The 14,716-nt window shown below is 61.8% G+C and carries 9 protein-coding genes; 3 read left to right on the top strand and 6 right to left on the bottom strand.

Going from position 1 to position 14,716, the window contains the following annotated elements; all coding sequences use genetic code 11:
- Positions 1 to 59: 59 nt before the first annotated feature.
- Positions 60 to 2,162 (bottom strand): TonB-dependent receptor, encoded by a 2,103-nt coding sequence (locus tag PspR32_RS24610; protein WP_159389293.1) that lies wholly within the window; start codon positions 2,160 to 2,162, stop codon positions 60 to 62.
- A gap of 244 nt (positions 2,163 to 2,406) precedes the next feature.
- Between PspR32_RS24610 and PspR32_RS24605 the strand changes: the two genes are divergently transcribed.
- Entirely contained in the window at positions 2,407 to 3,096 is a 690-nt protein-coding gene (locus PspR32_RS24605; protein ID WP_159389292.1) for a DsbA family protein, read from the top strand.
- Positions 3,097 to 3,324: 228 nt separating this feature from the next.
- On the top strand, positions 3,325 to 4,626 hold the full coding sequence (locus tag PspR32_RS24600) for an OprD family porin (RefSeq protein WP_010221262.1): 1,302 nt from the start codon (positions 3,325 to 3,327) through the stop codon (positions 4,624 to 4,626).
- A gap of 30 nt (positions 4,627 to 4,656) precedes the next feature.
- Here the strand turns inward: PspR32_RS24600 and PspR32_RS24595 are convergent, their stop codons facing one another.
- Both PspR32_RS24595 and PspR32_RS24590 read right to left on the bottom strand, forming a co-directional pair.
- Positions 4,657 to 6,321: an FMN-binding glutamate synthase family protein gene (locus tag PspR32_RS24595; protein ID WP_159389291.1), complete on the bottom strand. Its 1,665-nt coding sequence runs from the start codon at positions 6,319 to 6,321 to the stop codon at positions 4,657 to 4,659.
- 114 nt (positions 6,322 to 6,435) lie between these two features.
- Complete coding sequence (locus PspR32_RS24590) at positions 6,436 to 7,338, bottom strand: LysR family transcriptional regulator (protein WP_036994955.1); 903 nt, start codon at positions 7,336 to 7,338, stop codon at positions 6,436 to 6,438.
- A gap of 97 nt (positions 7,339 to 7,435) precedes the next feature.
- Here PspR32_RS24590 and PspR32_RS24585 point away from each other — a divergent pair, with 97 nt between their 5' ends.
- On the top strand, positions 7,436 to 8,617 hold the full coding sequence (locus tag PspR32_RS24585; protein ID WP_159389290.1) for an MFS transporter: 1,182 nt from the start codon (positions 7,436 to 7,438) through the stop codon (positions 8,615 to 8,617).
- Between the two features lie 5 nt (positions 8,618 to 8,622).
- On the opposite strand, the gene PspR32_RS24580 is transcribed toward PspR32_RS24585, so the two are convergent.
- The 3 genes from PspR32_RS24580 to PspR32_RS24570 all read right to left on the bottom strand — a co-directional run bounded on the left by PspR32_RS24580 (position 8,623) and on the right by PspR32_RS24570 (position 14,716).
- A complete protein-coding gene (locus PspR32_RS24580; RefSeq protein WP_159389289.1) occupies positions 8,623 to 9,777 on the bottom strand; it encodes a lysozyme inhibitor LprI family protein in 1,155 nt (384 codons plus the stop codon).
- Between the two features lie 81 nt (positions 9,778 to 9,858).
- Positions 9,859 to 10,290 carry an Imm30 family immunity protein gene (locus PspR32_RS24575; RefSeq protein ID WP_010221267.1) on the bottom strand — a complete coding sequence of 144 codons (432 nt, stop codon included), beginning with the start codon at positions 10,288 to 10,290 and terminating at the stop codon, positions 9,859 to 9,861.
- 1 nt (position 10,291) lies between these two features.
- Positions 10,292 to 14,716: an RHS repeat-associated core domain-containing protein gene (locus PspR32_RS24570; RefSeq protein ID WP_159389288.1), complete on the bottom strand. Its 4,425-nt coding sequence runs from the start codon at positions 14,714 to 14,716 to the stop codon at positions 10,292 to 10,294.

Here is a 14,716-nt window from a genome sequence, read left to right as displayed (position 1 = left end):
GCAGCAATGAAAAGGGCGGCATTGTCTGAACAATGCCGCCCTTTTTTGTTGCTGTGCTGTTAGAAACTATAGGTACCGGTAACGATCAGGCTGCGCGGGTCACCAAACTGGATCTGCGCGGCGCTGGTGGCCGAGCTGTAATAGGTCTTGTCGGTAATGTTGTTGAGCGCCGCACGCAGGTCCCAGTCCTTGGTACGCACACCCACCAGGGCATCCCAGCGGCCATAGCCCGGTAGCACGGCGGTGTTCTGGTTGTCGGCATAACGCTCGCCGACCAGGGTCAGGCCGGTCTCGCCGTACCAGCCCATCTCCGGCTTCCAGGTCACGAACAGGCTGCCATTGCGCCTGGCGACGTTGCTCACGCGGTTGCCTTCCTGGCCGTTGTTGTCCTTGACGATGGTTGCATCCTGAATACCGATACCGCCGCGCACGTACCAGTTGCCAACGATGTTACCGGTGGCGGTCAGCTCGACGCCGCGGGAACGCTGCAGGCCCGAGAGCAGGGTGATGCCAGGGTTGTTCGGGTCGCTGGTACGGCGGTTGTAGAGTTCAAGCTCATAGACCGCCAGGGTGGTGCTCAAGCGCTCGTCGAGCCAGTCGCTCTTGACCCCGATTTCCTTCTGCCGGGTTTGTTCCGGGCTGGTTTCGTTGGTGTTGCCGGCCGCGCCCGGGGTGATCCCGATCAGGCCTCCACCCACTGGCGAGAAGGTCTTGCTCCAGGAGGCATAGAAGGAATGTTCCTGCCAGGGCGAATAGACCACGCCCAGGCGCGGGCTGGTGCTGTTGCTGTCCTGCTTCTCGGAGATGCCGCGGACCTTGTTGGTGGTTTCCACCTCGAACTGGTCGAAACGTACCCCCGCCAGCACTTGCCATTGATCGTTCAGGCGCAGTTGGTCCTGGAGGTACAAACCGCGGCTGTCGACTACGGTGTGGTTGTTGCTGGAGACCACCATGCGACCGTTGTGTTGCAGGTCACGGTTGGGGTTGTTCAGGTCCAGGCCCGGAACCAGGCGAAAGCCCGCGCCCGAGGTCGCTGCGGTGTAGAGGATCGGGTCGCGACGCTGGTTACCGAACTCAAGGCCGGTGAGCAGGGTGTGCTGCAGGCCGAAGGTGTCGAAGTTGCCTTCAAGTTCAAGGTTGTTGAACAGGTTGCGGGTGTTCAGGTCCTGCTGCCAGCGCTGGCGGGTGACCTGGTTGGTGGCGGCGTTGTAGCCGGTCAGGTAGGTGTTGTCGAAATCGCTGTTGAGCTTGAACAGGCCCAGGGTGTGGCGCACCTGCCAGTTGTCGCTGAGCTGGTAGTTCAGGCGCGAGCGCAGGGACTGGGCCTTGTCGTCGATGAAGTCACGCTGGGTATCGCCGTAGGTGGTGTCGCGGCCGACGTCGGCCGGGCGGCCGTTGACGCTGGGGATGCCGCGATCCGGGGTACGGTTGTAGCGGCTGTACTCATATTGCACCAGCCAGTTCAGCTCCGGGGTCAGCTGCCAGCTCATCGATGGCGCGAACAGTTGACGGCTGCCATCGATGCCGTCGCGGAAACTGTTGTTGTCCTGGTTGCCCATGTTCAGGCGCAGGCTGATGTTATCGGTCGGATCGGCGCTGAGGTCGGCATACAGGCTGCGCAGGTCTTCGCTACCGCCCTGGGCCTCGATGCTGGAACGCCGGCCGGCTTCCGGCATCTTGCTCACGCGGTTGACGATCCCGCCCTGGCTGCCGCGGCCATAGAGTACGGCGGCCGGGCCCTTGAGCACTTCAATCCGCTCGATGTTGTGCAGGTCGCGCACGTACTGGCTGTCGTCGCGGATCCCGTCGAGGTAAAAGTCGTTGCTGGCGTCGAAGCCGCGGATGCGCACGCTGTCAAAGCGGGTATCGGCGCCGCTGCTGACGTTGGGGATGCCACTGAGTGCCTTGCCCAGGTCATTGTTGCCGTAGTCCAACACGTTGCTGGTCTTCACCGCGTCGATGGCCTGAGGCACATAGCGGGCAGGCGTCGAGGTTCGGGTGGCAGTGCTGACTTCGCGTACCCGCGGGTCATCGCGTTCGCGGTCGGACTCGGCGGTGACCGAGACCTCGGGCAGCGTGGTGGTGGCAGCGGCGACCAGGCCTGAGCTGAAAAACAGCGATAGGCCCAGGGTCAGGGGAGAAAGGCGGCAGGGGGCAAACATGGCGGACATCCGGGCATTTACGGGAAGTGAAAAATCACGCGAATGATAATGCTTGCCATTTACTAACGTTAACTGTTTCTAAACATACCGACGAGGCGTTTGTTTCAAAATATTTCTATTGATTGGCCTTGGGGCTGGTCAGCTATTTGTGCTGTTTTTCGCAACAAATCTGTAACCAGTGCAGCGTTTTTCGCAACCTCCATCCGGCCTAACCTGACGGCATCACTTTTTCTCGGAGGCGCTCATGCCCGTGCAAACCACCCTTCACTATGTTTTCGATCCGTTGTGTGGCTGGTGCTATGGTGCCGAACCGCTGATCAATGCTGCCAGTGGCCTGATGCCGGTCGTGCTGCATGGCGGCGGGATGATGGCCGGTGCCAATCGGCAAAAGGTTTCGGCGCAGTTGCGCGCCTTCGTCATGCCCCATGACCGGCGCATCGCCGAGTACACCGGGCAGCCTTTTGGCCGGGATTACTTCGAAGGACTGCTGCGCGACAACGACGCCGTATTCGATTCGCAGCCGCCAATTGCCGCCATCCTTGCCGCGGAGCAATTGGCGGGCCGTGGCCTTGAACTGCTGGCGCGGTTGCAGCGTGCGCACTACATAGAAGGCCGACGGATTGCCGATGATGCGGTGCTCAAGGCCATCGCCGCCGAGATGGGGCTGCCTGCACACGCCTTTGCCAGCGCTTTGCTGGAAGTGGATTCAGAAAGCCACATGGGTACCAGCCGCGCGTTCATGGCCAGCTTCGGCGGGCAGGGTTTTCCAACCCTGGTGCTGGAACGGGAAGGGCGGCTGCAGGTGATCGATATCGGTCCCTTCCTCGGCAAGCCCGATGCCTTCGTGCAATGGCTGGACCGGGAGTTCTACCTGAGCGCGGACGCAAATGCCTCTAACCCAGCGTTTTGCGCTCCGAATGGCTGCGACTTGTAAGCAGAAACACTTACTTTTCACGAAATTTTGACACGCCGATCCGCACACGGATAGGATTCGGTCAACGCCTGTAGGCCCATCGGCCAAGAGTCCAGAATAAAAGGCCCGCTGCGATCACTCGCAGGCGGGCTTTTCATTTTTAGACCCGTGAGCGTCAACCCACGCAGGGGGCGTGGTTTTTGGCGTTTGGTCGCAGAGCGTCTTTGACTAAGTAATAAGGAAAATAAAATGTTGAAAACCAGGATCAGTCTGATCGCGCTGGGGCTTATGGCAGCGACTCAGGCTATGGCCAATGACCAGGCCGAAGCCAAGGGCTTCGTAGAAGACAGCAAAGCCAGCGTTCTGCTGCGCAACGCCTTCATCAACCGTGACAAGAAGCACCATACCAAAGACCAAAGCGAGTGGGGCCAGGCCTTCATCGGCAAGTTCTCCTCCGGCTACACCCAGGGCACCGTTGGTGTCGGTGTCGACGCTTTCGGTCTGTACGCTGTGCGTCTGGACGGTGGTAAAGGCCGCAACGGCGGTGGCGGTATCGACTTCTTCAAGCCGGCGGACGGCGACTCGCCAACCAACCAGCAGAACTCCCCGCACAATCTGGCCCGTGGTGGCGCAGCAGTTAAATTCCGCATCTCCAACACTGTACTGAAGTACGGTGACCAGATGCCGGAACTGCCAGTGCTGCAGTACGACGACGGTCGCCTGCTGCCAGAAAGCTACACCGGTACCCTGATCACCTCCAAGGAGATCAAGGGCCTGGAGCTGAACGCCGGTCGTTTCACCCAGGAAGCCCGCAAGAGTGCTGAAGGCCGTGACAGCGGTGGCCTGAAGTCGATCAACGTATTCGGCGGCAGCTACAAGTTCACCGAAAACCTGTCGGCCTCCCTGTACACCTCCGATGTTGAAGATGTACTGAAGAAGCACTACCTGGGCGTGAACTACGTTCACCCTATCGCCGACGACCAGTCGCTGACCCTGGACTTCAACGGCTACAAGTCGGACATCGACAAGAAGTACGTCGCTGCCGCCGACCTGACCGGTGACTCCAACACCATCTGGAGCCTGGCGGCCACCTACGCCTTCGGCCCGCACTCGATCACCATTGCGCACCAGCGCAGCACTGGCGACACCGGTTATCAGTACGGCTTCTACCAGAACGCCGGTGGCGTGGGTGACGGTGGTTCGACCATCTACCTGGCCAACTCCTACTGGTCCGACTTCAACGCTGAAGACGAGCGTTCCTGGCAGCTGGGCTACGGCCTGGACTTCGGCGCCTTCGGCGTACCGGGCCTGACCTACAAAGTGGCCTACGTGCGTGGTGACAACATCAACACCCACGGCTTCGGCGAAGGTAAAGAGCGCGAAATCTTCAACCAGTTCAAGTACGTGGTTCAGGAAGGCCCTGCCAAGGACCTGTCCGTCAAACTGCGTAGCTCGTTCCTGCGTACTTCTGACAGCGTTCGTCAGAACGGCTACAACGACGACGGTAACGAAGTCCGCGTATTCGTCGAGTACCCGATCAGCATTCTCTGATAGCTGTCTGGTGTCTCCAGCAACCCCGGCCTAGGCCGGGGTTGTTTGTTTTCGGCGCGGGATGGGCTTGATCGCCACTGCTTCGCCGCTCTCCGGCTCGAAGCTGTCGCTGCGGGCCATGCGCCACATCCGTGCATAGAACTCGCTGTCGATCGCGCCGCTGAGCAATTCGCCAGGCTTGAGGAACACGTGCAACTGGGAAAACAGACGGATCTCGCTGGCACTGATGCGCCGCACCAGGTGCTTGGGCTTGAGTTCGGACGGGTGCTCCAGGCCCGCAGCGGCGAGCATTTCGCCCAGGGCATGCAGGGTGTTGCGGTGAAAGCTGTAAACCCTGTCGGCTTTTTCCGGTACTACCAGAGCACGCTGGCGTAGCGGATCCTGGGTGGCCACGCCGGTCGGGCATTTGTTGGTGTGGCAGCTTTGCGACTGGATGCAGCCGATGGCGAACATGAAGCCACGGGCCGAGTTGACCCAGTCGGCGCCAATGGCCAGCACGCTGGCAATGTCGAAAGCGCTGATAATCTTGCCGCCAGCGCCGATGCGAATCTTGTCGCGCAGGTTCAGGCCCACCAGGGTGTTATGCACGAACATCAGGCCTTCGCGCATCGGCACACCGATGTTGTCGCTGAACTCCCGCGGCGCGGCGCCGGTACCGCCTTCCTTGCCATCGACGACGATGAAGTCCGGAACGATGCCGGTGACCAGCATGGCCTTGGCGATGCCCATGAACTCCCATGGGTGGCCCAGGCAGAACTTGAAACCCACCGGCTTGCCGCCGGACAGTTGGCGCAGTTGCGCCATGAACTCCAGCAACTGTACCGGGCTGCGAAAGGCGCTGTGCGCCGCAGGCGAAATACAGTCTTCCCCCATCAGTACGCCACGGGTGGCGGCGATTTCGGCACTGACCTTGTGCCCGGGCAGTATCCCGCCGTGCCCGGGCTTGGCGCCCTGGCTGAGCTTGACCTCGATCATCTTCACCTGCGGGTCGCGGGCCTGTTCGGCGAAGCGCTGAGGATCAAAACGACCTTCTGCTGTGCGGCAGCCAAAATAACCGCTGCCGATTTCCCAGATCAGGTCGCCACCATGCTCGCGATGGTAGGGGCTGATGCTGCCCTCACCGGTGTCATGGGCAAAGCGGCCGAGCTTGGCCCCCTTGTTCAGGGCGCCAATGGCGTTGGCGCTGAGCGCCCCGAAGCTCATCGCCGAGATGTTGAAGATCGACGCAGAGTAGGGCTGGCGGCACTGCGGGCCGCCGATGCTGATGCGAAACGAGGCGGGGTCGGGCGTTTCGACCGGCAACATGGAATGGCTGATGAACTCGAAGCCCGGCCGGTAGACATCGTTGAGGGTACCGAAGGCTTTCTCGGCGCTTTCGTTCTTGGCCCGCGCGTACACCAGCGAGCGCTGGGCCCGGGAGAACGGCAGCTTGTCATCGTCGCCTTCGAGCAGGTACTGGCGAATCTCCGGGCGGATGGTTTCGATCAGGTAGCGGATGTTACCCAGGATCGGATAGTTGCGCCGCACGGCGTGCTGGCTCTGGCGCAGGTCATTGAGACCGACCAGGCTGAGCAGTGCGCTGATCAGGGTGAACGGCCAGAGCCAGGAATGGGCAGCGAGAAAGGGCAGGTTGGCAAAGGTGAAAACCAGGCAGCCGATCAGGCAGGCGTAGCGGCTGGGAAGCGAAACTTTCATGGATCTTCCGCTGATATGAGAGATCCTTCCTAGGATAGGCAAAGCATTGGCTTAGAAAACCAGTGGTTTCGGTAAAACACTTTTATCTCCGCCGTGCTTGTCAGGCGGCCGCGCTCATGCGCTGGTTTCGGTTGCCTGAGCGAGTATTTGCAGAAAAGCGTCGGCGGCCCGTGAGCGTCGATGGCGATGGCTGACGGCGAGTAAACCGATGGTGGCCGCAGCTTCCTTCAGGGGCCGGTAGCACACGCCGCGCTGGTTCAAGGCGCGGGCGCAGGCGGGAACCAACGCAATGCCTTGGCCGGCGGCCACCAAGGCAATGATCGACGTGATCTGGCGTCCCCTCGGCCCGCGCAGCAAGGGCAGCTCGCAATGCTGGAACAAGCGCTCGATGGCATCGTTGAGGCCGGTGCCCTGTTCGTCGCTGTACAGCACCACAGGATGGGCTTGCAGCTCAACGAGGCTGATGGTTTCCAGGGCTGCCAGCGGATCGTCCTCAGCCAGCGCCACCAGCAGTGGCTCCTGATCCAGCGGCTGGACCTGCAGTTCGTTGAGCTGCGGCGGTGGTAACAGACGGCTCAGACCAATCTCCAGGGAGCCTTCGACGATGTGTTGCCATTGCGCCGTAGAGGCTTCCTCGACAAGCGTCAGGCGGACTTCGGGGTAAGCGCGGGAAAACTGCTGAATGGCCTGGGTGAAACGATCGCTCAAGGCCACCGAACTGGCGTAGCCCAGGCTCAGTTGCCCGGCAGTGCCGGCGGCCAGCTTGGCGGCAAAACGCTCGCTGCGTGTCAGTTGCTCCAGTACGCCGCGGGCATAAGGTACGAATTGCTGACCCTCGACGGTCAAACTGACGGCGCGGCTGCTGCGTTCGAACAAGCGAAACCCCAGCTGGCTTTCCAGCGCCGAGATCTGTCGGGTCAGTGCTGGCTGGGCCAGGTGCAGGCGCTGCGCGGCGCGGCCGAAATGCAGGTCGTCGGCGACGGCAATGAAATAGCGCAGTTTTCGCACATCGAGCATGTTGCACCTTGAGGTATCAATCGGTCCGAATTCGGTATTGGTCACGGCCAATGATCGCACCTTATAAACATTGCTCGTCACTGTAACGAGTTTTCCCATGCCATCGCGCCTGTCCGCCATCCGCTTCGCCATGTTCCTCTGCGGATGCGCCGCGTTTCTGCCGCTCTACGCCACCCAGGGCATTCTCGCCGAACTGGCGCAGAGCTTCGCCGTGGATGCCCGGCACGTCAGCTGGAGCATCACCGCCACCACCCTGGCCGTGGCCTTGGTCGCGCCCTTTGTCGGCGTGCTGACCCAGCGTTGGAGCCAGAAGGCCGTGCTGGTGGCAGCAGCCCTGTTGCTCAGCGTACCGGGCTTGATGCTGGCAGGGGCCAGTGACTTGAACAGCCTGCTGCTCTGGCGTTTCGTTCAGGGCATGCTGATCCCGGTGATCTTTGCCACCAGCGTGGCCTACATCGGCGAGCGCTGGCAGGGCGCGATGGTTACTGAAGTCACCAGCCTGTATGTCGCCGGGACCATCCTTGGCGGTTTTGCCGGGCGCTTCCTCACGGGGCTGGTGACCGAATACCTGGGTTGGCGCGAAGCCTTCGTGTTACTGGCAATGCTGACCTTGCTGATTGGCTTGAGTATCCACTGGCTGCTGCCCGGTGGCGGGCGCCTGATCGAAAGCAACCTCACCCACAACCGTATCAGCATGCTGCGCAACAGGCCGTTGCTGGCGGCCTACCTGGTCGGTTTTTGCGTGCTGTTTTCGCAGATTGCCACCTTCACCTATGTCGGCCTCCATCTGCTGGCCGCGCCCTTCAATCTCGGCGTCGCGGCGCTAGGTTCGGTCTATGCGGTATTTCTCCTGGCCCTGGTGGTCACGCCGATTGCCGGCAAGCTGGCCGGTGCCAGGCCGCCTGCGCATCTGGTGCTGGCAGCCGGCATGCTGGGCCTGCTTGGGTCGCTGCTGACACTGCTCGGCAGCCTGTGGTGGATCGTGTTGGGCCTGGCGTTGAGTTCCACCGGGGTGTTCCTGGCCCAGGCGGCTGCCAATGCTTTTGTCACCAGCACCGCCAATCACAACAAGGCCGGCGCCGTGGGTTGCTACCTGACCTTCTACTACCTGGGCGGCAGCGCCGGCGCGCTGTTGCCGGCGCTGTTCTGGGAACGCTGGGGCTGGCCAGGCTGTGTGCCGCTGATCATGAGCGCGCAACTGCTGGTGATGCTGATTGCCTGGTTCGGCTGGCAGCGCAGCGATGCCGATCATCGTGCACACCGCTGGTGCCGAGAGTAGAACCTTTACTGATCCGGGGCGATGGCAAACATCAGCTGGTCGGCTTCCAGGTAGACGATCGCCTCGCGGCCAATGACGTCCACCGGGCGGGCAGCAACCGCTTCATGCTCGGGGACGATCTTCTCCAGGCGCTTGGTTACCAGGTCGACCCGCCAGATACAGGCGAACCCACCGTTGTTGTCGAAGTACAGCACTGGCCGGGTCGGGCTCCAGGTCGGGTTGACCAGGCTCCAGCCGCCGGCATCCTTGTCCATCACCCGGTCGTAGGGGTTGTCACTGCCGTTAAGATGCGGGTAATAGAGCAGCAGGCCGGAGTTGTCCTGGTTCAGGTCGCCGCTGATCTGCGCCTTGGCGAAACGCTTGCTGTTGGACTCGGCCGCGTACAGTTGCGTTGAAGGTTGCGGCGCAGCCTTGGAGCCCAGTTTGTAGGCCATGCTTTGCTGCGCTTCGCCGCTCAGCTTCTGCCGGTAGTAGAACACCCCGTCAATGATCCCGGCATAGCGCCGGCCCTGATCGTTGGCGGTGATACTGTTCCAGCCATCAAAGCGCACATTGCGCGCGAACGGGTGCAGGCCAGGGCGAGCATCGGAGTATTCGTAGAGGGTGCCGATCGGGCGGCTGTCATAGATATTGCCGGGGTTGCTGCCTTCGTCATCCTGCTTTTCGGAAACGAACAACACCACGTTCAGCACGCCATCGAGGGTGGCGACGTCCACCAAGTAGGCAAAACTGTCTTCGCTCATGTCGGCGACGGTGGCCAGGGGAAAGCGCTGCCACGGCTCATCCTCGACCTGCGTGTAGCGCTGATCGCGAGGCAGGGGCTGGAGGCTCTTGGGATCGATCTGTGTGAGTGCCGGTACCGGTGTCAGTAGCTTGATCTGCTGGTCGTAGGCGACTTCCAGGCAGGCGGCGGTCTCGCAGCGGTTGCGCACCTCGCGCAGCCAGAAGTTCTCCAGCTCACGGAAGATCTTGCGGTCCTTGAGCGGTTTGTAGCGCTCGTTGAGCTGGTCGTCCTTGGCCGACAGCGACGGCGTGGTGCAGATGGCGGTTTCCAGCAGGGTACTGGCCTTGCTGCAGTCAAAGCCCGCGGCAACGGTTGCAGGGCTGTGCAGGCAGGCAGCGAAAAGGGCAGCAAGGAGCAGGCGCGCGGGGGCTTTCATCGGACGTCCATGTGAATACAAGCGGGGCGCGGATGATACGTCAGCGGCGGCCATAGCGGAATTGGCCGCCGCAGCTTTCATTCATCCTGCCAGAACCGAATCCACCTCGGACTGCTTCTCCGGGTTGTTGGCCAGAAAGTCCTGGAGGTAGCTTTTGATCGCTGCCTTGTTGGCACTTTGCGCCAGGGCGGCGCGGTAGAGTTTGGTGTATTCGGGGGAATTGAAAATCCGATAGTGGATGCTTTCCAGCCAGTCACTGGCCTTTTCTTTAAGGGAGTCGGTGACTTCAATCACTGCTTCGACATAGTTGGCGGGGTCGAAGGATTCAGCCATACCGATTATTTCCTTCATGACGTCGCCATATTCGCAGTCATCGTCCAGGTGCGACAGCATGACCGGAAGGTATTGCGTGTCGCGGGTCTGCGCCATGTCGCGCAGTATTTTGGAAAAACGCGCCACCTCAGCGTCGCTGTTGAAGGTTGCACAGTCGTTGAGGGCTTCTGTCAGGCTCATCCTATTTTCCTCCGCATTTCGATGGTTTCTTGAATATATTCGGAAAGGTACTTTTGTTCTGCCGTATCGTTTCCCGTAGACCCGCCTGGATTTCCTTGGTGTAAAGCCCCTGCTGCTTGTAGATCTTGCGGGCGTCCCAGATATCTCGAGCGAGCGCATCCCTGGGTTTCTCATTGAGGAAAGGTCGCCTTGAATAGGAGCGGGTCATCGGGTGACGGCCTTTGTTCTCAGGATAAATATGCTCCATCTGCATGGCGATGGATTTGTTGCGGCTGATACCGAATTTTTGCTTCATGTATTCGGCTGACGGCATGTGGTGACCGGTCAGGTTATCCCCTGGCGTGCCGGGCAGCTTGCCATAGGCGCCGACACCGCCCTCACCGGGCAGCAATGCGTTGAGCCCGAGCGGGTCGATCCAGCCCACAGGGTTAGCGGCATATTGGTACAGGTTCAAGCCGCCGGCCAGGCCGATCGGATCCGGCTGGGTAAAGCGTCCGACATCCGGGTCATAGAAGCGGAACAGGTTGTAGTGCAACCCGGTCTCGCGATCCAGGTACTGACCCTGGAACCTGAGGTTCTGCTCCTCGATGAAATGCGCCTCGCGCACTTCCTGCAGGGTATTGCCCCAGACCTGATACCGCGCCTGCCACAAGGCTTCGCCAGTGTCTTCGGTCAGTTGCTCGGGTAGGCCATTGAGGTCGTTGTGGTAATAGCGTATCTGTTGCTGCAGGCCAGTGCCGTCGACCCTGGCCAGCGGTTCATAGCTGTTCTGCACGTACAGATAGAGGCTGGTCTGGCTGTGCCGGTGTTCCTGCAGCAGGCGCAGGCCGTCCCAGGTAAACCTGGTCTGATCAAGCAAGTTGCCGTGCTCGTCATACTCGCTTTTTTCAGTGCGCCGACCCAACGGGTCGTAGCGCATGTTCAGCACCCGCTCGCGACCGCCGTGCTGACTGCGCACCTGCACCAGGCGGTGCTCGGCGTCATAGCTGAAGTGCTGGATGCCGCGCCGGCTGCTGCGTTTTTCAATCAGGCGGCCGAAGGCATCGTAGCGGTAACGTTTGTCCTGATAGGTCAGCAGCCGGTTGTGGCGTACCAGCCCCACGCCGGCCTGTGGCCCATCGAGCAGGTTGGCGGCGGCGTCGTAGGTAAAGGCTTCGCTCTGGCCCTGGCCGGCGTCCTGGCTGGCCATGATCCGCCCGCTGGCGTCGTAGTGCAGCAGTTGCTGGTGCTGGCTGCCGGGTTGCTGGTTGAAGCGGCTGGTCAGGTTGTCTGCCGGGTCGAAATCGAAGCGTTGCTGCACCGCAGCCGGCAGTTGCGGCGGCTGATGGCTGGGGCGGCGCAGGCGCGAGCGCAAGCGACCACTGCGGTCGTACTCGCTGCGGGTACTGACACGGCCCTGGGTGCGCAGCACTTCACGGTGCAAACGGTCGCGCTCGAAGTCGCTGATTACCTTGCCATCGAGGTTGAGCTGATGCAGGTGACCGCTGCCGTAGTACAGGCGGTTGAGCCAGCGGCCATCGGGCAGTTGGCTCTGGACCAGGTTGCCGAGCTCATCATAGTGATGCTGCAGCGCACCATTGGCACTGTGTTCTTGTACGAGCTGGCCGGCAGCATCGTAAGCAAAGGCTAGCTGCTCGGTGTTGCCGTCATTGTCGGTGAAGCAGACCGTGGTCAGTTGGTCCAGCGGGTCATAGCTGAAGTCGGTGCGGCCATCGTCGGTCTGTTTGGCAAGCAACCGGCCGGCAGCATCGCGGGTGTATTGGTGAACGATCGACTTCGGCGTTGTGTCCGGCACCAGGGCCAGACCGCTGCCGTATGGCGCAGGGACAAACTCCAGGCGGCTGACATTATCCAGGGGTCCATACTCATAGCGTCTGGCGCTGCCGTCGAGGTCTTGTTGCCGGGTCAGGCGGTCTACCAGGTCCCAGCTAAAGCGATAGCTCTCACCGTTCTCGTTGGTCAGGGCCAGCAGACGGCCGTAGTTGTCGTAGCTGTACTGCACCTGACGTCCGTGCGGGTCTATGCGTTGCAGGAGCTGGCCACGGCGGTTGTAGCGAAACTGCAGGACATGCCCGGCCGGATCGATGTAGCGGCTGAGCTGGCCGCTGCTGTTCAGTTCATAACGCTCGCTACGACCATCCGGCAACTGCGTGGCAACGACTCGCCCCTGGGCGTCATTCTGGTATTCGGTGCGCTCGCCGAGGGCATCGATGACTGCTTGCAAATAGCCGCGCCGGTCATAGCTGAAGCGGGTCGGATACCCTGAACAATCGACCTGCTCAATCAGCAGGCCCAGATCGTTCCAGTGCAACTGCTTGTGCTTGCCCGCCGCATCGATGATCTCCACCACCTGGCCACGATCGTCGTAGCGGTAGCGGGTGGTGCGGCCCAGTGGATCGGTTTCGCTGCTGCAGTTGCCGCGTTGATCGTAACGGTAGCTCCAGCGCTTGCCGGCCTTGTCGGTCTGTACCCGGGGCAGCGACCAGTGTTCCAGCCACAGGGTCGACTCGCTGCGGCCCAGTGGGTCGATGCTTTCGCAGAGGTTGCCGGACTCGTCGTACAGATACTGCCATTGTCCGCCTTGCGGGTCGGTGGCGCCCAGCAGCTGGCGCTCGTCGTTCCACTCGAAGCGCCAGGTCAGACCCACGGCGTCGGTGTATTCGGTGATCTGGTACTGCGGGTTCCAATAGCGTGTGCTGACCCGCTGCAAACCATCGGTGATGCGGGTGATGCCCGCCTCGATGTCGTAGTCGAAACGGTACTCGTCGCCGTCGTCGGTCCAGTGTCGGGCCACGCGCCAGTCGTCTGCAGCACGAGTCCATTCGTAGAAGCAGCGCAGGCCGCTGGGCAACTGGTGCTCGACCATGCGCCGGCCCTGGTCGTAGGCGAAGCGCCGTTGCAACTGGCCAGCGGCATCGCGGACTTCGGCCAGGTCGCCGTTGCTGTCGTAGGCATAGCTGACCAGCAGCTCACTTGAATCATCGCTGTACAGGCGCTCGATATGGCTGACCCGTGCCGGCCATTGCGCGCTGTAAACCAACTGCACCTGAACCGCGTCGAAAGTGTCGCGCAGCCTGAGCAAGCGGCCACTGGCGTCATAGTCGAGGTAAAGGCGGTTGTCGTTGCGGTCGCCCAGTTGCGCCAGGCGCAGGTGCTGCGGGTTGCCCGGGGTCGGCTGAAACAAACGATAGAGTCCGCTGCTGCTTTCAATCAGCAACTCGTCGTCAAGCGCGCGACGCACGCTCAGGCCTTCGCCAGCGCTGAACACCGCATCACCCCGGGGAATGTTGCCCATGTCGACGACCCGCGCCTGCTCGTCGGTGAACAGCAGGCGCTCGCTGCCTTCAGGATGCGTTTCAATGGCGACGAAGACTTCGTAATCGACGCTCCAGCCAGCACCGAACAGGCCGTCGCGGCGTTCATCCCGGCTGTTGTAATAGCGCTGCCAGTCCAGTGGGATCAGCGCCGGCAGGCTGAAATCGAGTTCTTCCTCGCCGCTGAGAATCTTCGCCCCGGTCGGTGCATGTACCGGATTGAGCGAGCCGGCAATAGCATTGGTGATCGCCCCGCTCACCTGGCTGGTGACGGCGCTGGCAATGCCACCGATCACCATGCAGCCGAACTTGCTGTAGAACTTGCCGCCGCGCCCGCGCAGCAGCATCAACGCGGTAATCGCCAGGCCGATGCCCGGGGTCTTGCCGCTGCGAATCTCGCGGACCACGATCGAGCCGCCGCCGATGCGCACGTTATCGGAGATCAGCCCGGCGTCGACGATCACCGCCTCGCAGGTGCTGCGATCGCCGCTGCGGCAGGCCGGATGGCCGTTGATGGTGACCTTGCTCGAACCTTCGGCCAGGTACTGCGGCGGCATCGGCGGGTGCTTGCTGCAGAGAATCTTGTCGTCGTCGGCAGGCTCGGTGTTCGGCGCCGGGCTGGCGACCGTGGGCCGCCACATCTGCGAGAAAAGGCCCTTGGCCATGTCGAGGAAGCTTTCCTCTTCCTCTTCGCCAGGCGGCTGAGCAGCATCACTGCCAGCGGGCGCCGCGGCGGCAACGATGACGCCGGCGGCGCGGGCGGCCGGCTTGCCATTGGTGTGGGTGTTCTTCGAACCGGTGAGGATGTTGGCCTGCACCGAGGGCGGGAACAAAAAGTTGCCGATGCCCTCGCATAAACTGCTCAAGCCTTTGTCGGCGCCGGTCTTGCTCATGGCCACGCCGACCACGATGCCCACCACCGCGCCGAGCACGAAGCAACCCAAGCCACCGGTGGCCACGGTCAGGCCCAGCGCCGCGGTCACCGCGGCGGTGGCCAGGACGCCGATGGCGACGTTGGCGGCCACCTCCAGCACGCCGCTGACGATGTCGGCCATCATCGAGGTGTGCATCAGGGCGTCGCCCTGGCGGGCGGCCCACAAGGCGTCAGACAT

Source organism: Pseudomonas sp. R32, assembly GCF_009866705.1.
GTDB classification, from domain to species: Bacteria; Pseudomonadota; Gammaproteobacteria; order Pseudomonadales; family Pseudomonadaceae; genus Aquipseudomonas; species Aquipseudomonas donghuensis.
This window is presented reverse-complemented; position numbering and strand designations above follow the sequence as displayed.